Consider the following 26,233-nt stretch of genomic DNA (forward strand, 5'->3'; position numbering starts at 1 on the left):
TTGCTAGTCCTTTACATCAAAATTTTTAGGAGAATGCCTGAAATCATCCCTGCGTTATTTCAACCAACCAGCTGACCGGTTCACAGCTTTATCCCAGAATCCGCATAATTCCTGACGTTTGGAATCATTGATCTGCGGTTCAAAACGTTTTTCAATTTTCCAGAATTGGCCGATTTCTTCAAAGCTGTCCCAGTAGCCCACTGCCAATCCGGCGGCGTAGACGGCTCCCAGGGTGGTAGTTTCGGTGATGACCGGCCGTTCCACCGGAACCCCTAAAATATTTGCCTGAAACTGCAGCAGAAAATCACTTTTGGCACCACCGCCGTCAGCCCGGAGCCTGGTCAATTTAAAGCCGGACTTCTTTTCCATCACGTTAAAGGCGTCCTTGACCTGGAAGGCCATCGACTCCAGAGCTGCCCGGGCAATGTGCTGTTTGGTGGTTCCCCGGGAGATCCCGATAATGATGCCCCGGGCATAGGAATCATAATAGGGTGCCCCTAATCCGACAAAGGCCGGGACAAAATAAACCCCCATACTGTCCTCAACCTGCCGGGCTAATTCCTCAGCTTCTTTGGCATCGTCAATAATCCCCAGACCGTCCCGCAGCCATTGGAGCACCGCTCCAGAAACATCAGCCATTCCTTCCAGCCCATAATCGGTTCGGCCTTGGGCACTCCACAAAACCGGAGAGAAAACGCCGTCTGATGGGGGGACATATTTGTCACCGGTATTCATCACCATGAACGAACCGGTACCGTAGGTGTTTTTGGCCATGCCTTTTTCCAGACAACCCTGACCAAAGGCGGCCGCCTGTTGATCACCCAGGATACCCGCCACCGGCACGGCTACTCCAAAGAAAACCGCCGGATCGGTCAGGCCATAGACCTCACAGGAGGTTCGCAGTTCCGGTAGAATTTCCCGGGGAATCGCCAGTTCCTTTAAGATCCACTCATCATAATCCAGGGTTCGGGCGTTTTGCAGCAGCGTCACGGAGGCATTGGAATAATCGGTGACGTGGGCCCGGCCACCGGTCAGCTTCCAGACCAGCCAGGTGTCAATGGTGCCATACAGCAGTTCCCCGTTATCAACACCAGCTCGGACTTTGGGGTCGTGATCCAGCAGCCAACGGATTTTGGTGGCCGCATCATTAGGGACAATGATCATCCCGGTTCGGTCAACAATCCCTGGTCCGTCTTTGGCTTCCAGGGCTTCGCAGATCTCCAGGGTCCGGCGATCCTGCCAGACAATCGCCCGACAAACCGGCTGTCCGGTTCTTTTTTCCCAGAACACGGTGGTTTCCCGCTGGTTGGTAATTCCGATGGCTTCAATCTGCTCGGGTTTGATATTCCCATTTTGCAGCGCCTCGGCCACCATTTTTTGAGTAACCATCCAAATTTCATTGGCATCATGTTCGACCCAGCCGGACTGAGGAAAGTGTTGGGTGAATTCCGAGTAGGCTTGTGAAATGATATTGACCGCTTTGTCGAAAATCATGACCTTTACGCCGGTGGTACCTTCATCAATTCCTAAAATATACTTCATTATCCTTCTCCATTCTTTATTTTTGATAAACGATCTTACCCTTAAAAATCGTCATCGCCACTTCAATCTCTTTGATCGTTTCCGGAGCTACCGCAAGCGGATTCTGATTGAGCACCGTAATATCCCCGGCCTTGCCTGGACTAAGACTTCCCCGAATTTTTTCTTCTCTGGCCGTATAGGCGCCATCAATGGTAAAGAGTCGCAGCGCCTCAGCGGGACTGATGGCGTTCCCGGAATAGGGCGGATTGACCGCCGCATGGATACCCAACAGCGGATTGATGGGCGTGACGTTGGAATCGGACCCGCCATTGACGACCAAACCGGCATCCAGCAGTTCCCGCAGAGGATAAGCCCGGCGGTTGCGTTCTGGCCCCACCCGCTCTTCATAAACACTGTCGGAGCCGCCCCGTAAATAGGTAAAGGCTGGCTGGGTGGAAATCACGGCGCCCAGGGCGGCCGCACGTTTTATATCGTAGCTATCAGGAAAGCCGAAGTGTTCAATCCGGAAACGGTGATCCGGCATCGGCACCTTGGCCAGGGCCTGTTCCAGACAATTCAACACCTGTGTGATGGCCCGCTGGCCGATGGCATGAAACCCGGTCTGCAATCCCGCTCGATGGGCATCTTCGATGTAGTTTATGATCCATTCATCGGAAAAATAAAGCTCGCCCACCGAGGTGGGATCATCGCTATACGCTTCTTTAAAAGCTGCCGTCCGGGAACCAATTGAGCCATCCAGAAGAATATCCGTGCCAATAATGCTAAGGTTTTGGGCAACAACATCTGCCACTCGGGTGCTGCACCAATGGAGCACCACATGGACGGGCAATTCGTCGATGATCTTTAAAAACACCGGAATGTCGTAATCCGAAGACAGATCCCCACCTTCCATGGCATGAATGGTAGTGACCCCCATGGCCACGGCGATTTGGGCCGTATGGCGGATGGCTGTTTCCCGCTGGGCCCAGCTCATCTTGTCAAAAAAATACTTCCGGGCGTGGCTGTTGGCCTGGCTATGCAGCCGACCTGATAAATTCCCGGCGGCATCCCGGCCAAGCCCGTCTTCGGCTTCGCCAATGGCCATCAATTCCATGGCGATGGTATTGACCTGGGTATAGTGCAGCCCCCGATCCACCAGATATACCGGCCGCTCTTTAAAATAGCTATCCAACTCGGCAGCAGTGGGCGGTCTTTTTTCCACCAGCCGGGATTCATCCAATCCATAGCCAAAAATCCATTCGCTGAAATCACCGTTTTTTTCCTTTACCAAGGTTTCTAGCACCTCTTTAACCGCTCGACAATCATAAAGATTAATCCCTATGGCCGATAAGCCAGTGCTCATCATATGCACGTGGCAATCGTGAAGCCCTGGGATAAACGTTTTGCCACCCAAATCGATAATCTGCGCCCCTTCGCCTGCTGCCAAATTTTTTATTTCCGGGGACGCCCCGATTTTTTCGATGACGCCATCCTTTATATAAATGCCCTGACACGACGGCTGATTCGCATCCATGGTCACCCCAATGCCATTTATCAAGGCCAATTTGTTTTCCATGGCGAACTCCTTTCCCCTTAAACTCCATGATTTAATCCAGAAAGGCGGCATCGCTGCCGCCATTTTTCTTTACCCCAGGATCTTTTTAACTTCGGCGGCAACTGCTTTGCCGAGAGCGGCATGACCGTCTGCACCGAGATGAAGACCATCGATTGCACTGACCTTGGCCACTGTAGCGGCATCAAAGAAAGGAACGCCCCGGCTTTCAGCCACACCTTGATAAAACCTGGCCATCTCGATTGATTTTTCCCGGTTCCCGGCAAACATCATGCTAAAGACGCCCTCTTCAATGGGGCCCAGCGGTGGTGGCGCAATAAATAAAACCTTGGGACCATCGGGACCAAAAGCACCGACCTGGGCCAGGGTTTTATCAAGAATCAGACTGGCACCATTGGCAATATCCTGAGCCGTCACCGTATAACGGCATTTTAAATCATTAGTACCGATCATAATAATCACCAGATCCAACGGCGCATGACTGTCCAACAATGGAATAATATGCTGTTTGCCGCAGCGGTATTCTTCAATCGGGTCATCCCAAACGGTGGTTCGGCCGTTTAAACCTTCGGTAATCACCTTGTAATCATTTCCCAGTTCATTCTGGAGCACCCCGGCCCAACGCACCTCGTCCGGCAAGCGTCGTATCACATCAACCAAATCATTGGACGGATCCCACCCCCAGGTGTTTGAATCACCAAAAATCATTACGTTTTTCATGAATTTACCTCCATTTATATTAAATTTTTGTAACCGATAATCATTGTTCTAGATCTCACAGTTCCATAGCTCTGGATTGCTGGTGGCAACAGCAGCGACGCCAGTTGCCATGGCTCCGACTATCTGCTCTCCGGTTGTCATCAGGCCACCGAGGATGATCGGCGTTCCGGCTTCGCTTTTAATCGCCTTAATAAGCTGCGGGGGGATGGTTCCCGGCATCAGAATAACCACATCCGGCTGTTGTTCTTTGACATTCGCTAAACCGGTACGACAGGCATCGGAATCAATGACAAAAAATCCGAAGGCGGCAACCATTCCGACTTCTTTGATATATTTGACACAGGGGGCTTTCATCGTAATGACGCAGTCAACCCCGCAGTTTGCCATATACTGAATGCCCATTTTATCACGGGCAATTCCTTTAATCGAATCCTGGTGAACCATCACCTTTTTTCCGAAACGATGAATATGCCCCACCAATTGCGGCAGGGTGTTGACGTCGCCCAATTTGAGCATGATCCAATCTGCCCCAGTTTCTGCCATGGCGTAAAGCAGTTCTTTACGCTGATGTACAGAGGGAATCACGGGTTTGGTTGTAAATGGATTCTGCGTATTTTTTGTTTCCACAGGCATTCCTTTCTAAGCACTCACTTTCACTGTTTTACGCTCCGTTGCACGATCGTTTTTACTCCTTCGACTTTTACCGTTCCCTGTCGATTCGCCTGACTTTTCCGGCAATTATTCCAAACGTGAAAAAAGTCCGCATCATACTGGGGCACAGCCGGACATTCCGGCGTGACGCACACAGTATCATACGGACATCTCTTAAACTCTTGCCCTGTTAGTATTCTCTTGTAATGGTTTACTATTTTTTATTTTATGCTTATTCCATGCTATTGTCAAGGTCGATTTACCATATTTATAAAAGTTGTTGATGCTCCTGTTCCAATCCAAATTGCAATAAATCCAACCACCAGTGGTTGCGGGTGCAGATAAAAACATTTTCGCTTTAAAGTAATCAAAAGCCATCAGAACGATCGGTTCCAATGGCTTTTAAAACATTACTCAAGAAGACAAAAACATGATTGCAGCATGTTTGATGTAACAATTATGGCATGTGTTTATAGAAAACTTCCAGCATCGCCGCACTGGAGGCTGAACCCGGATCGCGATGACCGATGGCCCGTTCACCCAGACGCATGGCTCGACCTTTTTTGGCAATCAATGGCACTGTTGAGTCGGATCCCTGAGCCCCAACTTCCATGGCCATTTTCATCGCTTCTTTAGGGGACAGCCCGTCATCGTGATAGGCTTTTTTCAAGGCATCAACCGCCGGTCGCAAGGTACAAACCATGGTTGCGTCGCCAACAACGGCTTTCCCACGTTTTTCAATAATGGCCACGCCAGACTCCATCATCTCAATGAATTCATCAAAGGTCACTTCATCTTTGCCCTTGACTGGCAGACCGAATTTCATGAAGAAACCACCATACAATGGACCAGCCGCACCGCCAACCTTATCCAATAAAGCAGTCCCGACATTTTTGAAAATGGTGTTGATATCTTCTGATTTCCACGCTTCCAAATTTTTATTGACTTCGCGAAAACCGATGCTTAAATTCATGCCATGATCGCCGTCACCGATGGCTGAATCCAATTGGATAAAGTATTCTTTTTTCTCTTCCGACATGATAATAAGGTCTTCAATAACGGCAATAAAGTAGTCTTTATTTAAGATATAATCGCTCATATTCTTTCTCCTGACAATGGATTAATGGGCAGTCTTCTGACCGCCCATTTGGTTTGTTATTAAGATTTTGGGTTATGTTATTAAGAAATTGTTATTATTGTTATTAAGAATAGATCTACGTGTTTAAGATGGCTGTTTAAACCTGGGTGAAGTATGGTGCATCACAGGGATAATCCATCAGTTCTTTTAATTCATCATCCAGTTTGAGGAGGGTAATTGACATCCCGGCCATATCCATTGATGATGCCATGGTGCCAACAATTGATTTATAAATTTTGATGCCTTTTTCTTCGAGGATTTGAGCAACCCGACGGAAACAGATGTGCAGATCCTGTAGTGGGGTAGCACCCAGGCTGTTAACCATTACATAAACTTCATCACCGGCCACATAGGGAAGATCGGCCAGAATTGGATCCATAATCTGGTCAACCACTTTATCAGCTGGCTCGATTTTTCCACGTCTGACGCCAGGTTCGCCATGGAGACCCATACCGATTTCCATGTCGCCTTCTTCCATTTCAAAGATTGGGCCACCTTTGGATGGTAAGGTTGGGGAAGACATTGCGACGCCCATGGTACGCATATTGGTATTACATTTTTGAGCCAGTGCAACCACTTCATCCAGATCAGCACCCATATCAGCTTTGGCACTGGTGGTTTTGAACATGAAGAACATCCCGGCGATCCCGCGTCGATCTTCGATATTTTCTGATGAAATAACGTCATCCGTTGTCAATACCGTTTCTACCCGGATACCATCTTCTTCGTCGGCTTTCTCAGCACCCATGTCAAAGTTCATGACATCGCCGGCATAATTACCATACAGATAGATACAACCTTTGCCAGTGTCAACCGCTTTAACGGCCGCATAGCATGGATCTGGAGATGGTGAGGTATTGATGTTACCAATAACAGCAGCATCAACAAAACCTTTTCCGACATAGCCTAAAAATAATGGTTCATGTCCTGAGCCGCCACCAATAACGACGCCCACCTTGTCTTTTTTCTTTGCGGATTTACTTACAACTACTCTTCCCTGGGCTTCGCCTTCTTTGATTAATTCCACATAATCTTTGTGAGCCAGAACGTAACCTTCCAACATTTCTTCAACTACATCATAGGGATCATTGATAAATCGTTTCATTTCATTCTCCTGAAAAAATAATTTGTATACGTTTTCTTAAAGCAAGAACCATGCCAAAATAAATTCCCATAAACTGGCCATTCGGCACCGTTTCTTTGCCGGACTCTGGGGATTTTTTTCCCGCCTGGGGATTATTTACCCATTTCTTTGCAAATTAACACACTTTTCTTAAGGTTGCACCTTCTTTTGCCGTTTCAATGATCTGATCCAGATCATCGCAGATCGTTGCCTGAACGACCCCGCCAACAACCCCTTCAACCAATGGTGCGTCAACAATATGAACCTTTTCCTGAATGTCATCATCCAACATTTCAATGGCTGTTTCGCTGCAAAGCACAGCACTGCCCAAATCCACAAAAATTAGAATATGATCGCATTTGGCCAATGATTCAATCGCCGCTTTGATTTTCAGGGTATTGGTGCCGATGCGACCACCGTCAGCACCACCAGCCGCAATGACTTCGACACTGCCGTCGTTCATTTCCATCACAATGTCGCGCAGCCCTTCAGCCAGCTTTTCGCTATGTGACACAATAATTACGCCTGTCATTTCTTTTCCTCCTTTCGCTTATTTACCCATCCAATTGTTAAGTGGCAACTTTCTTTTTTAAGATTTGTCAATCGAAAGCCTGAGTTTTCGAAATTCCACTTTGAATCATATTGCAAGGTATTCTGAAGCGTAATAATAGCAAATATCGTGCCAATTTCATTTGAGTTGATATTTTTCAGCTTTTTTGGAAATCGTTTTATGGTCCAAACCCAGTGCCTGACCGGCTTTACGAAAACTGCCATGTTTTTTGAGGGCTTCTTCAATCAGCCATCGTTCCATATCCGCAAAGGTGGGGAGATCATCCCCAAAAGATGAAAACGTCTTCTCGGCAGGATTTTTGACATTTTCCTGATCGCACAGATAAGCCGGCAGATCCGTAATCGAGATCCACTCATTGTTTGACAGAGTCATCCCCCCTTCAATGAGGTTTTCCAGTTCGCGGACATTTCCCGGGAAGTGATAGCTTTCCAGTGCTGCCAAGGCATCTTTTTTGATGGCACATTTTGGCAGATCATATTTTTTACTGATTTTCTGCGAAAAATGTTCCACCAGCAGGGGAATATCCCCCTTGCGCTGTCGCAACGGCGGTAGCATCACCGTAATAACATTGAGGCGATAATAAAGATCCCGCCTAAAGCTGCCCTCTTTCATCATTTCTTCAAGAGGACTGTTGGTGGCGGCAATCACCCGGACATCGATTTTGATTGGCTTGACACCACCAATGCGTTCGATTTCCTGCTCCTGGAGCACCCGCAGCAGCTTGGCCTGCATCGTCTTGTCCATATCACCGATTTCATCAAGAAATATCGTACCACCGCTGGCAATTTCAAACTTGCCCCGTTTTTCTTTATAAGCCCCGGTAAACGCCCCCTTTTCGTAACCGAACAACTCGCTTTCCAGTAAATTGGAGGGGATCGCCGCACAGTTCATCCCCACAAACGGTTTGTCATTCCGGGCGCCAGCCCGGTGAATAGCCCGGGCGACCAGTTCTTTGCCGGTACCACTTTCGCCCCGGATCAACACCGCTGCATCGGTTCGAGCGGCCTTTGAGGCCACTGTCAAACTCTCAATCAGGGCGCCACTCTTGCCAATGATGTTATCAAAGGATTGATTGAGGCCCTCTTTTTTGGCCAGCTCTTCCTGAAGATACTGGGTCTTCTGGGACAGCAATTCAATCCGGTCGGCCAGCTTGGCAATTTCGGTCAACTCCCGGGCGACTACCACATTGCCCCTAAATTTGGCATCAATCGTAATCGGACGGGCATGCATAATAAACTCCCGGCCGTCGGAGGTGGAAATAATGATCTCTTCTTTTCCGGCAAAAAACGGATCGCCAAATTTTTCTTTGGGAAAAAGTTCCTGAATCTTTCTGGTCAAAACCTGTGTTCCTTCCTTCTTGAACATTTTGACAAAGGGATGATTGACATAGGTAATCTCCCGGCACCTGTTAATCATACAGATGCCATCGTCGACGGTTTCAAGAATATTATTGAATTTCTCTTTTAATTCTTTAACACTGTGGAGTTCCCAGGACAGCTCCTCAATCTGCGAAATGTCCTGAAATACCACTACCCCGCCAACCACCTCTTCGTCAACAATGATGGGACTCTTGTTGGTAACGACCCACTTGTTACCGATCTTGTGTTTCAAGCCGAGGTTTTCACACTTGGAATGGAGCAGGTCATTGAGATTAAAGTTGGGCACCCACTCATCGCCCTTTTTACCGATAATATCCTTGGCCTTGATGCCGGTGATTTCCTCGGCTGCCCGATTGAAAATATTGATGATGCCATTGCTGTCCATGGCAATCAGGCCGTTATTGATGCTTTCAAAAATCTTTTCACTGGCCAGGGTATTTTCCTGGAGGATGCTGTCGATGTCTTCTGTTTCCGGTACTTCCAGCTCCGGCGTCTGGCCTAGAAAAGAAGCCAGCCGAAACACCGCCTCCTCGCTGCCACTGTCACTGCTGTACACTTCGATCATCTCGCCATTTTTAACTTTCAAAGAAACCAATGGCAACACACTGTTGCAGGGCACCCCATCCTGAGAATTAATCCGCCGCAGATAGAGCTGGCAGTCCCAGATCTTTTCAAACTTTTGGGACTGACGGGCAACCATCGCCGCCACCCGGGTGTGCAAGCCGTTTTTATTTTTTATGATAATCCGCTGGGTCTTTTCCATCAAAACCTCCCTGTCTTTTCACGGGCCGACATTCTGTCATATTTTCCGATAATTTTTACTTAATTTCTGTTTTGCTCAAATGATTCTATACTTTACAAACCCAAAACTCTGTGTAATAATGATAACGTATCCAAAAACGAATTACCTTAAAGGAAAAGCATTTTTACATAATGTAAAATATCTTTTTCAAAAAAAACAAAACCGAGGAGGTTCATCATGAAAATTGCTGTTGATTGTGACGACGCTGCCATTGATTTCAAAAATGAGATTTTTAACTACCTGAAAAAGGCCGGATATGATGTCACCGATTTAGCTTATTCTGCGACCCACGATTGTGATTATCCTGAAATTGCCTTTAATTTAGCCGAAACCATCAAAAACAAGGAATATGACCGGGGTTTTATTTTCTGTGGCACCGGTTTGGGGGTGGCCATGATGGCCAACAAGGTGCCCGGGGTTTTTGCCGGTACCTGTCATGATGTCTTTTCGGCTGAACGGCTGGCAAAGAGCAATGATGCCAATGTCCTGACGATGGGCGCCCGGGTAATCGGTGTGGAGCTGGCTAAAATGATCGCTGAAGCCTGGTTAAAAAGCGAATTCCAGGGCGGCGGTTCAACCAAAAAGGTTGAAAAAATGCGGGCTCTGGAAAAAACATATCTGAAGTAGGTCGACCATGAAAAAATTTTTACTGGGTACCAATTGGAAAATGAACAAAACCATGGCCGAGGCCACTGACTATACCGTAAAGGTCTCCGAAATTATCACGAAATATCCGCAGTTTGAGTTTTTTATCATCCCACCCCATACCCACCTGTGGAAATTAAAGGACCTGATTGATTTAAACCAAAGCGCCCTGAAACTCGGGGCTCAAAATATGCATTTTGAGGATGCCGGTCAGTTCACCGGTGAGATTTCGCCGGTAATGCTTGCCGAAATCGGGCTCGATCTGGTTGAACTGGGTCACTGCGAGCGGCGCGAGTACTTCAATGAAACTGACGAAACCGTCAACCTGAAAGCCCTGGCCGCCCTGAAACACCAGCTGCTGCCACTGATCTGCATTGGCGAAAAAATGTCTGACCGCAACTATGGCATCTCCCGGGAAATGCTGGCCAAACAGCTGAAGGTGGCCCTGAAGGACATTTCTGCCGATCAGATTGGCAAGTTCTGGATTGCCTACGAGCCAATATGGGCCATTGGCGTCAACGGGATTCCCGCCGAAACCCCTTATGTCAATGAGATCCACGATTTTCTGCGGACGGTCCTGGTGGAACTGTATGGTCCTGCCGGAAACAATGTGCCGCTTCTGTACGGCGGCAGTGTGAATATTAACAACGCCAGTGAATATGCCCAGCTTGACAATGTCGATGGCCTGTTCATCGGCCGCAGTGCCTGGGAACCGGATCTTTTTGAAGCGCTGATGGCATCGGTAGGCGATGTGCTGCACTAAGCCTTTTTACAAACGAATCCTGATTTTTAAGATACCCGAACGGGTATCTTTTATTTTTTCAGAAAATACTGGATTTTACAAATCATCCGTGGTATATTTTAAACATGTTTAATCTTTGTGAAACGCCAGTGGCGTTTTCACTGAAGCAAAACATAACTACAGTAGCGTTGCAATCGTTTACTGATTACTAATGATTCGAGGAGATTTTTTGATGAATCCAAGAGAAAACGTGATGGCCGTGTATCGTGGTGAACAACCGGATTACTACGGCGATTTGATGGCAGCGGTCGAGTTTATTCCTGATCCTTTCTTTGTTCGGGATGCCTTGCTCCCTCAGGATGGTAAGGAATATCAGGATTCCTGGGGAACCGTACGGGTTTTCCTGCCGGGAGCACCGGGGCCCCATCCCCACATTACCCGGGATAATGTGGTCATTACGGATATTGAAAAATGGGAAGAACAGCTGACTGTCCCCTCACTTTCAGATCTGGACTGGACAACGGCCCGGGCAGCGGCCGCCCAAATCGACCGAAATGAAAAACTGGCCTGCTTCTTTTACCCGGGCGGCATTTTTGAACGCAGTCATTTTCTGTTGGGAATGGAAGATGCATTGATGGCTTATCTGGAGTATCCCGACGAAATGAAAGCCCTACTGCGGGTGATTGCCGATCAAAAGATGGCCTATATCCGCAAAGTGGCCGAAGAAACCCAGCCGGACATCATTTTTTATCACGATGATTGGGGCACCAAACAGAATCTGTTTCTACCACCGAGGGTCTGGCGGGAGATTATCAAACCGTTGCAGCAGGAAGTCGCCGACACCATCCATGACTGCGGGATGATCTACATGCATCATGCCGACTGCATTCTGGAACCAATTGCCAGTGATCTGGTGGAAATTGGCGTTGACATCTGGCAGGGCGTCATTGCCCAAAACGATATCGTCAAAATCCAGGCCATCACCCAAGGTAAACTGGCCATGGTCGGCGGTATTGATGGGCCCAAAATCGATGTCGAAAACATCACTGAAGAGCAAATCCGGGCTGAAGTGCGTCGGGCGATTGACAGTTACTGTCCGGGTGGGCGCTTCTATCCCTCGATCCCCAATGGTGTCTGCTTCCGAGAATGGAACAATGGCATTGTAATGGACGAATTGGCCAAATACGGCCGCGAATATGCCCAGAAGAATCCGGTCGCTTGACTAATCCGCCGGGGTTTTCCAGACAATAGCAGTGATGACAATCTCAAAGGCTTTGTAGGCGCTTAGTTTTTCCTGAGGAGCGGATGGATATCAGCTCCTCGGAGAAGGCTGACCAGATCATCTGACTGAGGAGACAGTCCTGCTGGTAGCGAGTCACATAGGATTTAAGCACCGTAAGCGGTACGCTTAAGGGGATTTTGCCGCTACGGTATTTTTCAAATCTGTCCAGAACAAAGGTCTTTTCACCGCTTGAAAGAGAATCTGAAAAATAACCCAAGATGTGCATCATCGCATTGATATAGTTGCTATAACGGGGGATTTTGGCCAGTGCCAAGCCCATTTTTGTAGCCGGCGATTACCGCTGCAACCGGTAATTTGTCATGGTTGGCAACGATCTGCCCCAATAACTTCTTTTCTTTTTGACTGTATGCCATCAACGGCAGGCAATCTATCAAAATATTTTTGGCTAAAATCAATCAACACCTCGGTGTAGTCAAACGCGCTGACAGGCTGATACAAGCGGGTGGCGCCATCCTCCTGCACCAACCGAATCGGATTGCGGGGCAACCGAGGCCAATTTCCACCTCAGCACAAACCGGGTAATACTCAACATAATCTTTGAGTTTTTCGACAAACTTGTCATGAAGGTTCTGGCCATTATAGCAACAGGCTGCAAAACCCATGCATTTACTGACAACCACCCGGGGTCATAATTCGTTTTCCATCTCTGCCTCCGGATTGCGTTGATACCCTCTTTCTTACCCCGCCGGGATAAAGTTCAATCAGACTCATCCGATCCGGCTATCCGGTTTAACAACCGACCATTCTAATTGAGCTTGACCTGATTGGCAAATTTTTCGGTGATCCCGAAATTGACCACAATGAATTCATCGGTTTCAAATATCGCACCTTTTTTCGGCCATGCCGGCTTATCCTCTGCCAGTTTAAGAGCTTCTTCGCGCAGCTCGTAATTATCCGCCTTAAAATCATAACCCAGAAATTTAAAAAACTTATGCGCTTCAGAAACATTGTTTTCAAAATTCCAGCCGACTGCCCAGTCTAAAAAGCTATCGCCATTGCTTTGGACAAATTTGTAGGCATATTTGCCTGCCGGCTCCGCCCCGGTCAGATTCATATAGAGTTTTCCTGCCAGACTGGTTTTTTCGGCCGAGGTATACTGATTGATGTTGTCCGACAACTTGTAATCACCGAGGAAAACTACCGGTTTATCCAGATCATAATTTGAACGGATTTCGGCAGCAACCTGATTGACCACATTGACCTCTTCCTCATATCGCAGATAATCAACATAGAACCACTGATTGATATCATTAATCTGCCAAATTATCATGATGCCAAATACCACAACCACTGCTTTTTTAACGACGATTCCCACTTTGCTTTCTTCAACAACCTGTAACACCAACATAAAAACAAAGGCGATAAATACACTAAAAACCGTACAGGCCCGGTATGGTGTTTCAACTCCCTGAAGGATGGTCAATGAAAAAATACTGACGATGCTTGCTAAATATAATACCACGATTGTGAATGACCGGTGTTTGATGCCATCCCGGACCGTCAAAAAAACGGTGGCGCTGATGGCAAGCAGCAAAAAGGTGATCGGCAGATAAACTAGCGCATTGTAAACATAAGTCAAGACTACGCCATCCACCAGCTTGGGCAGATTTTCGACGATACCACGATCCCAATGAATTTCTTTCGAGGCATTGGTACTGCTGCCGAGGTGTAACACCAGCTTTAAGATCATATCAATCACCAGCCGCAGCGCGATGCCACTGATTAACGGAATCACAAAGTAAACCCCGTGTTTAAACACCTCCCTGATATTTCTGCTCACATCGCTGTATAAAAAACGCAAGATCAGGACGGCAAAAATTCCAAATAAATAGACGACGGCGAACGATTCATATAAGGATAGGGTTAACGCAATCAAAAAAGCCGGAACCATATAAATGCTCGGCTTTTTCAGGTTATTAGTGTTGCTTAACAGAGCATCCATAATAAAGAGAATAAATGGGATCATCAGATGGCCTAAGCCGGTCTCGAAATCCGATCCCATGTAAATAAAGATTTCGGTAATCAACGGATAGGAAACAAAAAAACACGCAAAAACGAGATAAACCATTGGTTTTAACTGATTGTTGGTAACCTTCTTAAATAACGCGCACCACAATACCGCAGCGGCAATCAAACAGAGGATCGCCAAAAAATCCAGCACAAACGGCCTGAAGTTGTATATTCCTAATACTTTATCGATCAGAACCTGAAAAAAACGCCCCTGGATCAATAGCTCATTCTGCCGATAATAATAATCCATCGCCATGTCATCGACACTAACGGTGGGATGGGTTAAGGTAAAGCCAAAACTCATGCTGGTTACCAGCAACAGGGGGATAATAAACCATTTGCTGTTCAGGAAATATTTGACGTTTTCTTTGAATTGATTCAGTTCGTTTAGATTGACCATAGTTGACTCCTAAAAATTTCTTCCTGAATCTTACTACGTTGCACTCACTTTGTCAATCCTTAAACGCCCCCAGCCATTCGAGCACCCCCAACTCGACGACGCTGATCAAAAAAGCCATGCACAGGCAAAACCGATGCTTTTGACAATCTCACTTTTTCCAAATAGGGCAAACCCGATTAGTGCCAAAAGCCCCAGTCCGATCACAACCAGTCCGGCGGCAACAATGATTGCCGCAGTGTTCCCCTCAATTACCAGCGATGATCGTTTCATCCATTAACCGATAGGCTTTTTTAACCCGTTTTCAAAATCAGTCAAAATAAATGCTGCCGCCGATGAATTCACGCAGGATTGAATTAAAAGGAACTTTATCGGTGTTCATTGGCTCGCAGAAGGATAGAATATTAAGCAGGCGGTCTCTGGTCTTGGCATAGGGGCTGTGATCTTCGATTTTTTTCAGAGAAGCTTCGGCAAATGTTCGCATCGCATTTAATTCGTAAAGCAGGCTCGTATTGAACATCACGTCCGATTCTTCCTGGAATTTAAAGACGTTTTTATATTCCCCACGGCGGACATTTTCCCACTGATCAAGGGTATCTTCGGGATGAGTACCTCGGAATTGGTCACCTCTGACAAGACGTCGGAGCAACCGTACTTCCGAACTCGGCACCCGGTTTTCCAGATTGAAATTCAGTTGAAACAGCGAGCTGAGGTAGACTTTAAACAGCATTTTCCGGTTGATCCCGGTAAACAACGCCGGATTCAGGGCGTGAATCCCTTCGACCACCAGTATTTCATCAGGTCCCACTTGCAGGCGCCGTGTTTCGGCCAAGCGTCGGCCGGTTTTAAAATCATAGATTGGGGTTTCAATGGTTTTGCCGTCGATCAATTCTTTGAGCTGTCGCTGTAATAAGGGCAGATCCAATGCTTCCAGGCAGTCGAAATCCGGTTTGCCGTCTTCATCCAGCGGCGTCTTTTCCCGATTGACGAAATAATCATCCATCGACAGCGTAACCGTCTTTAATCCGTTGACATTCAACTGGGTGGATAACCGTTGGGCGAAGGTCGTCTTCCCTGAAGAGGATGGTCCCGAAATCAGCAGGACCCGCAGGGCCCGCTGCTGCAGAATCATCACGGCAATATCTGCGATCTCCTTTTCATGCAGGGCTTCGGCCATCCCCAACAACTTCAGGCTGGCACTGCTGACGACAAAGTCGTTCACATCGTTGAGCAACTCGACATTGATATTTTTCAGCCACTTTTGTGTCTTATCATACATGGCTGAGAGTTTATCCGGCGGGGTCAACGGGGTGAAGCAATCGCGGTCATCGTCGCCAAAGTCGACAATAAAACCACCGGCATAGGGAATCACGCAGAACGGATCGATATTTTTGACGCTTGTTTCGCAGGGATAAATCATTTTAACCACTACACCATCGACCTGATAAAAATAGTAGCCACCCTCATGCTTTAAGAAGTCAATCTCGGGATTGCTCAAAATCCATTCTTTGAGTTTCGTTTCGATCTGATGGACTTCTCTGATGGAAATGGCCGAATCAGCAAACCGACAAAATACGCCCTCCAGAATTGAATAGGCGGTTTTTAAGGCTTCTTGTGGAAAAAGATGCCGGATAACAATGATCAGTCCCAGCTTACACGTCTGGCGGCTTTGAATCAGATGGGTTTCTCGCATCGTGACACCTGCTTTCGTTTTATTTTGGGGACAAATAAATGATAACAGAAAGGATAAAGAAATTTCGTTGGTCAAAGCCCTTGCGGCCGGCACTGTCACTTTAACACGACGCAATTTCGACCTTTTTGTTTCGCTTCATAAAGGGCTTTATCCGCCCGATCAATAAATGCTTCCGGTGACTCCCCCTTTTTGTAGGTGGTTACACCAAAACTGGCCGTCAGTCTGAGGCCCTGAGTAAACGCTGTCTCTTCCACAACCGCCCGTAACCGTTCGGCCGCTTTTTTTGCCCCTTGTGCGTCAATTTGTGGCATAAGAACCAGAAATTCCTCGCCACCCCAACGACTCAGCACATCGACTGTTCTGATTTCCCGAGCCAGCATTTTTACTAGCTGAATCAGAACAGCATCGCCACTATTGTGGCCGTAGGTATCGTTGACCTGTTTAAAGAAATCTACATCCAGCATTATAATGGCACATTCCTGACCATAGCGATTGCACCGGGCGATTTCACGTTGCAACAATTCATGGCCTTTTAAGCGATTGTAGATCTGGGTGAGATAATCGCGCTCGGCCAGCAGTCTGGCCTCCTGGTTGGCCTGCTCCAATTCTGCTGTGACCACCTTAATAAAATTAACGAGTTGGGAAATAATACGATTGTTCTGGCGGTTAAAGGGATCAACCAAGGTTTCAGTGCTCGGCTTTTGATGCCCATTTTCGGACGCTTTGCGACCCCTTCCAGTGGTGCCCCCGTTGAAAAAATTGGCCACTCGGGCAATCATCCAATTGTCCCGACAGTTAAAGAGTTTCCTTGTTCGTGGTTTAGCCGGCCCTGTTTCAAGCACCGCTTCAGACGCCTTGCCCACCGCTTCTTTCATACTCACCGTCACCATGGTGGCATTAAGCAACATCACCGTTTCTTCATGGGAGTAGATCTCGCCATGGGTATAAAAGCCGACAGAAGGGGCAATGGTTTGAAACGCTTTGGTTTCCAATTCTACCTCATGCTGAAGCAAAAATCGACGACAGGTACAGGAGTAGATAAATATACCATCTGGATTAAATGCCTGAACCCGATCCTGAATATCTCTGGCATTTTTAATGATCATCGCCGGATTGCCATAGCCAATCCGGGCCGATTCACCCTGTTTGATATCGGCAATAAATTTTATATCATGATGGTTCTTGACTGCATTCGGTGTTTTGGCATAGACAATCCCGTTTCGTTCGATCAGTAGAGGAAACTCCAGCACATTCAAAAAAAAGTCTTCGTCATCTTGAATGTTCAGATACCGATGGTACACCTCAAAAGCCGGTTGATCATCAATTGTTTTTAGCCACAAGCCGTCCGTTTCGGTCAGTGTCAGTTCTTTACTCAGGGGTTCCCATCCTAAGTAAGTATGTACCACAATCTCAATATCGTCACCCGTAAAAACCACCGCAACGACCCCGCTTGACGAGAATTGCTGATTCAAGGTAACGATTGGTTTCTGCTCACCTTCGTAAACGCCGGCACCGGCGCCAAATACCGGATAGGTTTTGCTTCTGCCCGCCGAAAAACCTTCGAGAAAATGAGACGCATCGATTGACGATGAGGTTGCCAGCAGCAAAACTCCGGCAATCTTCTGACAGCTGCTTTCAATTTTTTGTGACAAGCTTTTCCCGACAACGGCTTCGTCCTGATTCTCGGTGTCTACTAAAAAGCCCTGCACGTCGGTCTTTTCAAAAAAAACCACAGAAATAACGGAGGTGTTGGTGAGTAACCGCCCCTCGCCAATTTCTCCCATGGTAGAACTCCCAACAATCACCGCCTGCGGTGCAACAGCCCGAAGCGCAGCTTCTATTTCTGCGAGCCATTGGGGATCACTCCGGGCTGAGAATATTTGCACGAACACTGACAACGAACGCTTTGTCTGATTTTTTATTTCTTCTGTTTGAAGCCATTTCTTCAGTGTTTCAATCTGATTGATCGAAATGATTTTGCTAATCATTTTAATAGTCTCTTTTCTTGTTAATGGTTGCTTTCTTTTCTTTGCGCACCACCGCTCTGCCTGGTTGATCTGTTTTTTGTGAGCGTGTCTTTTGGCACCAACACTTTAAATCCCGCGATGATGCCTGTAATAAACGAATCGGCGCAAATAAATGTATAGTTTATCATATCAAAAGACGTGAACGTTTGCAATGCCGCAGAAATCGAGGTTTTTGTAAAACCGTAATCGGCACCACTACTCAACGCACTATTTTATCTGCTCCAGCAACGTTTTTCGGGGATAAAAACCAAAGCGCTTATAAAAGCTGAAGGCTTTTTCGTTGCCGACGGCTACCGACACGGACTTGGTATGGGCTCCCATTGTATCCATCCAGGCAATGGCATTGCCAAGCAAGGTCTCACCGAGACCGAGTCCCCGATAGTCGTCCAGCACATATAAGGATTCCATCTCCGCATCACCAGAGCATTCAACCCGGGAAATGCAGTACCCGACATTTTGAGCCGTTTCCTGATCCACTGCAATTTCGATTCGCAGCTGTCCATTTTGGGCCTTATGAAGCAGATTTTTTTTGCGCATCGCAAAGGTAAACGCTTCATAGTGTGATTTAAAATGCACGGCGGCATCGCGGTGATGCCGGTTCAGTGCTTCCCACAACGCCTGGATGTCATCGAGCAGCGATTCATCACCGCTGCGATAGGTAATTGGTGTGATTGCGGGGTTTTCCCCTTGGATCGGGTTTTTTTCCTGACTTTGCCCCCTGATATCAGCCTGGATTTCAAACGGATCACTGTCGTCCGCGACTTCCTGAATGATCACAATTGGATCAAAGATCAATCCGTATTTTTCATCCTCAGGATAGGTCACGGCAATCAATGGTTCCTGTCCGGCAAAGGCCATCATGCTGGCCATCGAATCCCACTTTGTGCAGAGAAAAAAATGAGCAACCTCACCCTGCTCAACGATTTTTAAAAAAGCACCCCGATTGCCCGGGATGACCAGAGACTCTTTAACACCGGTTTGATATTCATATTGTTCAAATGCCGCCCGCATTTTAAGCGGCACAATTCCATGCCAGGTTCGTGAAAACATGATAACTCCTTACTATAAATACTTTAAATTAAATGGCATTCGACGACGCCACATACACGTGTTACAGGTCGTATTCGATAATCTTACTTACAGTCCTATTCTGTGGTGTCGTTTTGTTCGTAAGTTAAGTGGTGCCCGGGGAATAAGGACTTGGCTATCGGGTACCCCAGTTCTGCAGTTCGACAATGTTGCCTTCGGGATCAGTGGCATAAACAAAAGTGGCCACCACCTGATTGGGATAGTCGGCGACAATTTGCTCGCCAATCTGACCACCCCCGGCCGCCAGTAGTTTTTTTAGCATGGCCGCCACGTCATCCACCTCAAATGCGATATGCCCAAAGCCGGTCCGATTAATCTGGGGCAGTCCACCGTCAACCCAATCGTCATAGGAAAAAATCTCCAGGGTCGGCAGCTTGTCTTCATAGCCTGGCAAACGGAGGTGTTCACCGCGAATATGGGCGCCCCTGATCCCCGTCAGCTGATCGATCCAGTCCCCCTGCATATCCCGTTCCGGAGGCACCGGCAGACATCCAAAAACCTCCTGATAAAACTGCGAAAGTTTTTTCCAGTCTTTGGCAATAATATTGGTATGGGTAAATTTAATCTTCATATTTTCTCCTGCTTTCATTATGTTAAGTAGTGCCTGACACCCAGCGGATACTGTGGCAGCTAGCGCCTGTGCGTCTTCAGCCCGGGAAAATCATTGAATCGATCTGTTCATCAATCAAATTTTTTTCAGCACAGTGACCCATTTTCCCACCAACAAACGCATAGGTTCCAATGACCTGCCCGTGTTGTTTTTTAACCGCTGCGGCAATAACCCCATGAACCTTGTCACTGTTTTTCAGATCGGTAAATTGCTGAAACGTGATGATGGTCACCCGCTTCCCTGAAAAATCGGCCTGCTTAAGAAAGGCGTTCATCGCTGGTACGGCATTGCTTGCCCAGATTGGCTGCATTAAATAGACGTCCCGCGCCGTTGCGATTTCCTGCCAGGGTTCACCTTGCAGTTTGGAGCCTTTTTTAAAAAGCGCCTGTAGGAAGTTGCCTTTTTTTTGTTCCCGCAGTTCGATTATTCTGCCGCCGAGCCGCTCATTTAAGCGCATTGCTCCGCTTCGGGTATTCCCATCTTTTGAAAAATAAACGATGGCGGTGTGACTCTCGTTTCCCATAGTATTCCTCCGTTTTTTAACTTTGTATTTCTTTTCCAAAGCGTTTTCTTAGATAATTCGTCACCGCAATCGTGTCCGAGACCATCTGCTCTATTGTCATTTCTTCTGGCGTCATATTACGGTGATAGGATAATCCGCTGCCTCTTTGCTCCCACCAGCAAACCGTAAACTGTTTATTTAAGCCCATCTGGTATTTTTCGGCAAAGGCCATTTCGGGCCCACCCGGTCCGCCATGCAAATACAGCAGCACGGGATTCTCCGTATTTTCGGTCTGCAAAAACATGCCTTGCTTTGACCCATTGATTTCTACAAAGACTTTTTCGGTCATTTTTCACCTTGCTTGTTGGTAGTTTTAAATCTAGGAAGCGGAGACGCAGTTGACGCCATTGCCAAACGAATTCTAAAAAAACATCAGGCCACCTTTGCGGAACTGACCAAATGAAACGGTTGTCTTGCAGCCGCTGTTGTAAGTTGAGTTGAGCCTGGCACCAAGGGTTTAAGATTAGAGCGAGCATATTTATTCGTGTTATTGTATAGATTTACAGGTGCTTTCGTTTTTTACAGGTTTCACAGGCACCAGGCCCTTTGTCGTCGTTAACGATGAAGGCCCCCACCTGGGTATTGGGGTCTTTGCTGCGCCTGGCCGATAGCAGGGCAATGTCCATGAAATACTGTTCTCAGGTAATATAATCATGACGTTTCATAACATGCTCCAATTTTTTCTTTCATTCTACCATAATTTAATTGAAATGAGGATACTGATTCGGTAAAATAGATCGGTGCATCAAAAACTTTCAATAACACAAAGGGCTTCTGCTGTCAAAACAGGATTCATGATATGCCATCATCCTGAATAGTGGTGCCGCTTTGAAGCCTTAAGATATAGAAGGAGGGCCTGCGATGCTCTTACTGGATACCCGCCTGCTGATTGTGACGATCCTGTTTTTTGGGGTCATTTTTGTGGATTATCTCCGGAATAAAAAACTGCCCCTGCTGTCCAATAAAATTTTTTCCGGAATGCTGTACCTGACAGCGGTAAACCTTGTTTTCAATGTCTTAAAAATCTACTCCATTGTCCATGTTGATCAGGTGACCCCGGCGGTGAGCCGCTTCTGCAACCAGGTTTTTTACATCACCCTGATTCTGGTGGTGGTGGCCCTGTACTGGTACGTGGAAATCCTCGGGAATCAGCAGAAGCGGGCCAAGAGCCAGAAGATTATCAAACGGATGCTGCCTTTTTGTCTGTCGGTGCTGATGATCCTTTTCGGCAATCTGGAATTTTATGCCGATAATAATCAGATCTATGCCAGCGGCACCATGGCCACTACCTTTGAACTGACAATCCTGTTTTATGCCCTGCTGATCATCCGCAGTACCTACCGCTTAAAGGATACCATTGCCAAGGACAACCGCCTGGCGATTCAGGGGGGAATGGTACTTCTGATCGGTTCGTCATTGGTGCAGTTTTTCAACCTTGGCCTGATGCTGTCCAGTGTCGCTATCACCCTGGTGATTCTCTTTATTTACCTGTCCTTTGAAAACCCCAAGGAATACCTGGACGAGGTCACCGGCAGCTTTAATAAACGGGCTTTTCATCTGATCCTGGACGAAAAAAAAGAAGCGGACAAGCCGCTTATCCTGATCAGTGTGGTTATTGATGATCTAAACCGGATTCAGACCATGGTCGGTCATGACAATACCAACCACGTCCTCGGTGTGATCGGCTCGAAAATGAACGAAACCTTTCTGAGTATCAACCCGTTTCTGGACAAATGTGTGGAACCCCATGTTAAACTGAGTCGGCGGCAGCGGCGGAAAATGGCCGATCATGGCTTTTTAGCCAGTGTTTATCACACCCGCAGCAACGTCATGACCCATCTCACCGAGCTGCCCCTGACCTGCATTGAGGATCAGCTTGCTCGACTCTCTGAGGTCATCCGGGAGCCGATCACCTTTGACGGCTATACCGTGGCGGTGAAGGCCCACATTGATGTGATCTTCACGGCGGTTTATCGGGAGCAGGAGTCCTGTGATGAAGTCTATGATATGATGAATTACATGGCCACCCGCAACCAGGCCACCCGGGAAAATAATGTCCATTTTCTCGATGAGGACGTCATGGCTCAGAAACAACGCTATGACACCATTGAAGCGATTCTGCGAAAGGCTGTGGAAAGCAAAGGATTCTTCATTGTCTATCAGCCGATTTTTCATGCCGATACCCGCTGCTTTCAGTCGGCGGAAGCCCTGGTACGGCTTTCGGATACGGAAACCATCGGCTTTATCTCTCCTGAGGAATTCATCCCCATTGCCGAAAAAAAAGGGTTAATCATGGAGCTGGGAGCCATTGTCTTTGAAAAGGTCTGTGCCTTTGCCAGAAAAGAAGCCCTGCCGGAGCGGGGCATTGAATACATTGAAGTGAACCTGTCGGGAATTCAATGTGTCCATCCCGATCTGCCCACCCAGCTGACGGAGATCATGAAAAAATACGATATTGCCCCCGGCTTTATCAATCTGGAAATCACCGAAACCGCCTTGGTGGAGTCGGGGGAAATACTCCAGGAAAACATGAAGCGTCTGCGCAACATGGGCTGCAGCTTTTCCATGGATGACTTCGGCACCGGCTATTCCAATCTGTCCCGGATGGCGGAAGTGGTTTACGACCTGGTGAAGCTCGACAAAAGCCTGATCTGGCCCTGCTTTAATGATGACAATCCCAAGGCCAACGCCATTCTTGAAAGTGTCATCCACATGCTCTCCCAGCTGAAGGTGAACATCGTGGCAGAAGGGGTGGAAACCGCAGAAATGGCAGATTATTTAAACAACCAGGGGGTCACCCATCTCCAGGGCTATTATTATTCCAAACCCATTGATGAAGACGCCTATCTGAATTTTTTATGGGCAGAGTCCGGGACGTTTGATCCAATAGAGCATGTTTTCGAAACGAACCGGAATTCTACCGGTATTTAAAACAAAAGCTGCCGGTACCGTAACCCCAGTTCCAACACTCACTACATCATGTGCACAAGACATCCGTTCCCTTGTACTCTCCCCAATAAGTTAAGTCAACAAGTTAAGTGACAGGCTCCAGCCCCCCCTAAACCTTTGTCCCCTTGTGCTCGTAAAAAAATGGTAAAAAAATAGAGCGATATCATCGTTTCCGACAATACCACTCCGCAAAAATGACTAATCATTTTTTCTATGTGCTAATATTCTAAACGATTGGATACCAATTGTCAACGATTGTCTTTAAAAATCTGAAGGTTGTTGTTACCATTTCATTATTTTTATAATACTCGATGTGCTTATACATTCTCGTGATGGTCTCATTCAAAACTTCACTTTGATGATTAATGACACCATCACTTTTAATAATTCTTTTATGGGTGTACAGCAAAGTAACGATTTGCTGAATTCTCGCATTGCTCATTTTTTTACTATGGACCTCATTTGATATGCCGATTTTGCTCAACTCATGAATTAAACCATAGTTTGTTCTATGGTTGCTGGTTCGGGGTGATAAATCATTAATGAGACAATTATTGTGTGCCGTTGCGTTACGTAAATCTTTTATTGACAGCAGCAGAAAGTAATTATCCCTGAGCTTTTTATCGTTATTGGATAGTTATCTTTATATTTAGCAATAATATCACCACAATAAGGATTATTCATATTTCGATTGAGTTCGTCATTCAGGATTTTTAACCGCACCTCATTAAGGCTCTTGATATAATCTTCGACTAGATCATATGCATCAATATCGGAATTTTCAATAACCTTCAATAACTCTACTTTTGCGAAATGTTCAATATCAAGTGCCATATGCAGAAGTGTATAACATAGTCGCATATCAATAATCGCAAGATCTTTAAGCATTTGAAAATCTAACCCAATGTATTGCCCTTTAAATTTTCCAGCGGGATGTTTTTGAAAATTCTTTCGATACGCCGTCAGTTTGAAATAGTTATTGTGCTTTGTTAAATAATCGGTGGCTTCTTCTCTTGAAATCAGAACAAATTTCACACCCTTTTTCTCCAGATGCTCAATCTGCTCTTTCGTCGAAAGTTTGGGTTTTATGGTTCTGTACATCGTAATTGTTCACCTCTTTCTTTTTTGACTTGAATCAGATCATTGAAAATTTACAAAAGCGAGGTTTTTCTGGTCTTATTGATATTAACGATAACCTTGAATACATACACAGGATAAGAAAAATGCAGGGAAGAATCTCATCTCATAAGTTGAATGTGCCTGGCACTGGTACCGAAACCGCAGTCCCCTTGTGTCCCTAGCATTTTTTCTCCTTCTTCCGCTCTCAGCCTGAATGATTTTTTTGTTTTTTTAGCAATTCTGTTTGGATTTCAACAACGATTAAATTAAGTGTGTCTTTATGGATATGTTTTTAGGTTTTATTTATCCTAAAATTATAGTACAATGGTATAAAGACTAGGAGGTGCTTGTAATGCAAATCAATACCAAAAATTTAGTTTCCATTTCCGAAGCCAACCAGAATTTTTCCAAGGTTGCCCGACTTGTGGATGAAAACGGCGCTGCCATCATTTTAAAAAACAATACCCCCCGCTATGTCCTGATTGAGTTCAGCCAGTTTCAAACCGAAGAAACCATTGGCGATGAAGAAGTGGAAATCATAGCCAAACGGATTTTGAAAAAACATCAGGCCGTCTTTGAGGAATTAGCCAAATGAAGCGACTGACCCGTCATCAGGTGCTACGGCTTCACACCATGCTGATTAACGAAACCGGCGGCTGTGATGGCCTCCGGGATGAAGGGCTGCTGGATTCCGCTCTAAATGCGCCCTTTCAAAGTTTTGACGGTGAAGATCTGTACCAAACCGTTCCGGCCAAAGCCGCTCGTCTGGGTTTTTCACTGATCAATAACCATGCATTTATCGATGGCAATAAACGGATCGGTATTCTGGTTATGCTGACATTTCTGGAAATGAACGGCTTTACACCTGATTGTACCGATGATGAACTGATCCAGTTGGGTCTCCAGCTGGCAGCTGGTCAGATGGATGATCGGCAACTGCTTGACTGGATTATTGATCATGTCTGATGCCATCCAGTGGATCTTGGTTTATAGTGCACAAAACCTCCGTCCCCTTGTGTACTCTAATGATTTGTTAAAACGGCGTTAGCAATTAAGCGATCAAATTTTCTGATGTCGACGCCTTTTCGCAAATTGACCTTTATGTGACCAGCCCGCGTCCAGAGTTCAACTTCGGCATTTAAATCGAGCAGCTTACCGGCGTTTTCGGTCGACCACATATTAATCGCTGAGTATGGCAATGAGTATACTTCTACTTTTTTACCAGACAACCCCTGGGCATCTCTGACGATTAAACGTTTGTTGGTAAAAATTGCACTGTCTCTGATTGTTTTATACGCAGCCACCGCTTGTTCACCTTCAACCAGCAATTCCTGAACATCTTGTGGAATCGGACACTCCGAAAGGAAGGTCCATGATAAAATTAAACTTGTTTCTGCCATTTTTTGATCTCCTCTTATTATTATTTTTTTGTTTGTACATTAATTTAATCGGACATGATAAGGCGTTTATATGTTAACGGCACTGGGGCTCAACCCCAGTTTAGTGGATCTGCTGAGCTGTACAGAAAACCTCCGACCCCTTGTGCACCCCCAGTTGTCAAAATCGGTGTTAAAATACCCATAATAAACGGTTGAAAATTCCCCAAAAA

Annotated in this window: 26 protein-coding genes and 2 pseudogenes; 6 read left to right on the plus strand and 22 right to left on the minus strand. The window is 46.4% G+C overall.

Annotated features, from left to right (window positions below; all coding sequences use genetic code 11):
• Window positions 1–54: 54 nt before the first annotated feature.
• The 8 genes from glpK to Q7P33_RS16560 form a co-directional block, all read right to left on the minus strand.
• Entirely contained in the window at window positions 55–1,542 is a 1,488-nt protein-coding gene (glpK, locus tag Q7P33_RS16525; protein ID WP_303871840.1) for a glycerol kinase GlpK, read from the minus strand.
• 16 nt (window positions 1,543–1,558) lie between these two features.
• A complete protein-coding gene (locus Q7P33_RS16530; protein WP_303871841.1) occupies window positions 1,559–3,097 on the minus strand; it encodes an amidohydrolase in 1,539 nt (512 codons plus the stop codon).
• A gap of 69 nt (window positions 3,098–3,166) precedes the next feature.
• Window positions 3,167–3,814, minus strand: a complete 648-nt coding sequence (locus Q7P33_RS16535; protein ID WP_303871842.1) for an SGNH/GDSL hydrolase family protein — start codon at window positions 3,812–3,814, stop codon at window positions 3,167–3,169.
• A 48-nt stretch (window positions 3,815–3,862) separates the two neighbouring features.
• Window positions 3,863–4,441 (minus strand): glycerol-3-phosphate responsive antiterminator, encoded by a 579-nt coding sequence (locus Q7P33_RS16540; protein ID WP_303871843.1) that lies wholly within the window; start codon window positions 4,439–4,441, stop codon window positions 3,863–3,865.
• A gap of 481 nt (window positions 4,442–4,922) precedes the next feature.
• Window positions 4,923–5,564 (minus strand): dihydroxyacetone kinase subunit DhaL, encoded by a 642-nt coding sequence (gene dhaL / locus Q7P33_RS16545; RefSeq protein ID WP_303871844.1) that lies wholly within the window; start codon window positions 5,562–5,564, stop codon window positions 4,923–4,925.
• A gap of 136 nt (window positions 5,565–5,700) precedes the next feature.
• Window positions 5,701–6,708 (minus strand): dihydroxyacetone kinase subunit DhaK, encoded by a 1,008-nt coding sequence (locus Q7P33_RS16550; RefSeq protein ID WP_303871845.1) that lies wholly within the window; start codon window positions 6,706–6,708, stop codon window positions 5,701–5,703.
• Between the two features lie 154 nt (window positions 6,709–6,862).
• Window positions 6,863–7,258: a dihydroxyacetone kinase phosphoryl donor subunit DhaM gene (gene dhaM / locus Q7P33_RS16555; protein ID WP_303871846.1), complete on the minus strand. Its 396-nt coding sequence runs from the start codon at window positions 7,256–7,258 to the stop codon at window positions 6,863–6,865.
• 156 nt (window positions 7,259–7,414) lie between these two features.
• Window positions 7,415–9,439 (minus strand): sigma 54-interacting transcriptional regulator, encoded by a 2,025-nt coding sequence (locus Q7P33_RS16560; RefSeq protein WP_303871847.1) that lies wholly within the window; start codon window positions 9,437–9,439, stop codon window positions 7,415–7,417.
• Between the two features lie 216 nt (window positions 9,440–9,655).
• Between Q7P33_RS16560 and Q7P33_RS16565 the strand changes: the two genes are divergently transcribed.
• The 3 genes from Q7P33_RS16565 to Q7P33_RS16575 all read left to right on the plus strand — a co-directional run bounded on the left by Q7P33_RS16565 (window position 9,656) and on the right by Q7P33_RS16575 (window position 12,087).
• Window positions 9,656–10,105 (plus strand): RpiB/LacA/LacB family sugar-phosphate isomerase, encoded by a 450-nt coding sequence (locus tag Q7P33_RS16565; protein WP_250933590.1) that lies wholly within the window; start codon window positions 9,656–9,658, stop codon window positions 10,103–10,105.
• 7 nt (window positions 10,106–10,112) lie between these two features.
• Window positions 10,113–10,886, plus strand: a complete 774-nt coding sequence (locus tag Q7P33_RS16570; RefSeq protein WP_303871848.1) for a triose-phosphate isomerase — start codon at window positions 10,113–10,115, stop codon at window positions 10,884–10,886.
• 211 nt (window positions 10,887–11,097) lie between these two features.
• Entirely contained in the window at window positions 11,098–12,087 is a 990-nt protein-coding gene (locus Q7P33_RS16575) for a uroporphyrinogen decarboxylase family protein (RefSeq protein WP_303871849.1), read from the plus strand.
• Between the two features lie 43 nt (window positions 12,088–12,130).
• Here Q7P33_RS16575 and Q7P33_RS16580 read toward each other — a convergent pair.
• The 12 genes and pseudogenes from Q7P33_RS16580 to Q7P33_RS16640 all read right to left on the minus strand — a co-directional run.
• A pseudogene (locus Q7P33_RS16580) lies at window positions 12,131–12,521 on the minus strand (DUF1722 domain-containing protein).
• A 42-nt stretch (window positions 12,522–12,563) separates the two neighbouring features.
• A complete protein-coding gene (locus Q7P33_RS18090; RefSeq protein ID WP_369693332.1) occupies window positions 12,564–12,770 on the minus strand; it encodes a hypothetical protein in 207 nt (68 codons plus the stop codon).
• 143 nt (window positions 12,771–12,913) lie between these two features.
• Complete coding sequence (locus Q7P33_RS16590; RefSeq protein WP_303871852.1) at window positions 12,914–14,578, minus strand: glucosyltransferase domain-containing protein; 1,665 nt, start codon at window positions 14,576–14,578, stop codon at window positions 12,914–12,916.
• 105 nt (window positions 14,579–14,683) lie between these two features.
• Window positions 14,684–14,848 carry a hypothetical protein gene (locus tag Q7P33_RS16595; RefSeq protein WP_303871853.1) on the minus strand — a complete coding sequence of 55 codons (165 nt, stop codon included), beginning with the start codon at window positions 14,846–14,848 and terminating at the stop codon, window positions 14,684–14,686.
• Between the two features lie 37 nt (window positions 14,849–14,885).
• Complete coding sequence (locus Q7P33_RS16600; RefSeq protein WP_303871854.1) at window positions 14,886–16,268, minus strand: uridine kinase; 1,383 nt, start codon at window positions 16,266–16,268, stop codon at window positions 14,886–14,888.
• A 95-nt stretch (window positions 16,269–16,363) separates the two neighbouring features.
• Window positions 16,364–18,256, minus strand: coding sequence for a GGDEF domain-containing protein (locus Q7P33_RS16605; RefSeq protein ID WP_303871855.1), 1,893 nt, complete (start codon window positions 18,254–18,256; stop codon window positions 16,364–16,366).
• A 20-nt stretch (window positions 18,257–18,276) separates the two neighbouring features.
• Window positions 18,277–18,498, minus strand: a complete 222-nt coding sequence (locus tag Q7P33_RS16610; RefSeq protein ID WP_303871856.1) for a hypothetical protein — start codon at window positions 18,496–18,498, stop codon at window positions 18,277–18,279.
• Between the two features lie 4 nt (window positions 18,499–18,502).
• Entirely contained in the window at window positions 18,503–19,345 is an 843-nt protein-coding gene (locus Q7P33_RS16615) for a GNAT family N-acetyltransferase (protein WP_369693331.1), read from the minus strand.
• Between the two features lie 154 nt (window positions 19,346–19,499).
• The gene (locus Q7P33_RS16625) at window positions 19,500–19,955 is read right to left on the minus strand and encodes a VOC family protein (RefSeq protein ID WP_303871857.1); all 456 of its coding nucleotides are present in this window, start codon (window positions 19,953–19,955) and stop codon (window positions 19,500–19,502) included.
• A 76-nt stretch (window positions 19,956–20,031) separates the two neighbouring features.
• On the minus strand, window positions 20,032–20,517 hold the full coding sequence (locus Q7P33_RS16630; protein ID WP_303871858.1) for a hypothetical protein: 486 nt from the start codon (window positions 20,515–20,517) through the stop codon (window positions 20,032–20,034).
• Between the two features lie 16 nt (window positions 20,518–20,533).
• Complete coding sequence (locus tag Q7P33_RS16635; RefSeq protein WP_303871859.1) at window positions 20,534–20,845, minus strand: alpha/beta fold hydrolase; 312 nt, start codon at window positions 20,843–20,845, stop codon at window positions 20,534–20,536.
• A gap of 259 nt (window positions 20,846–21,104) precedes the next feature.
• Window positions 21,105–21,221: pseudogene (locus Q7P33_RS16640) on the minus strand (cytidine deaminase); the annotation flags it as partial.
• Window positions 21,222–21,417: 196 nt separating this feature from the next.
• Here Q7P33_RS16640 and Q7P33_RS16645 point away from each other — a divergent pair.
• Window positions 21,418–23,487 (plus strand): GGDEF domain-containing phosphodiesterase, encoded by a 2,070-nt coding sequence (locus Q7P33_RS16645; RefSeq protein ID WP_303871860.1) that lies wholly within the window; start codon window positions 21,418–21,420, stop codon window positions 23,485–23,487.
• A gap of 600 nt (window positions 23,488–24,087) precedes the next feature.
• Here Q7P33_RS16645 and Q7P33_RS16650 read toward each other — a convergent pair.
• A complete protein-coding gene (locus Q7P33_RS16650; protein ID WP_303871861.1) occupies window positions 24,088–24,606 on the minus strand; it encodes an Abi family protein in 519 nt (172 codons plus the stop codon).
• 370 nt (window positions 24,607–24,976) lie between these two features.
• Between Q7P33_RS16650 and Q7P33_RS16655 the strand changes: the two genes are divergently transcribed.
• Together Q7P33_RS16655 and Q7P33_RS16660 are read left to right on the plus strand one after the other, a co-directional pair.
• A complete protein-coding gene (locus Q7P33_RS16655) occupies window positions 24,977–25,219 on the plus strand; it encodes a type II toxin-antitoxin system Phd/YefM family antitoxin (protein ID WP_303871862.1) in 243 nt (80 codons plus the stop codon).
• Complete coding sequence (locus Q7P33_RS16660) at window positions 25,216–25,590, plus strand: type II toxin-antitoxin system death-on-curing family toxin (RefSeq protein WP_228881287.1); 375 nt, start codon at window positions 25,216–25,218, stop codon at window positions 25,588–25,590. Before Q7P33_RS16655 ends, Q7P33_RS16660 begins: the two co-directional genes overlap by 4 nt.
• A gap of 56 nt (window positions 25,591–25,646) precedes the next feature.
• On the opposite strand, the gene Q7P33_RS16665 is transcribed toward Q7P33_RS16660, so the two are convergent.
• The gene (locus tag Q7P33_RS16665) at window positions 25,647–26,024 is read right to left on the minus strand and encodes a PH domain-containing protein (protein WP_303871863.1); all 378 of its coding nucleotides are present in this window, start codon (window positions 26,022–26,024) and stop codon (window positions 25,647–25,649) included.
• Window positions 26,025–26,233 lie beyond the last annotated feature (209 nt).

Source organism: Acetobacterium wieringae, assembly GCF_026646375.1.
GTDB lineage: Bacteria > Bacillota > Clostridia > Eubacteriales > Eubacteriaceae > Acetobacterium > Acetobacterium wieringae_A.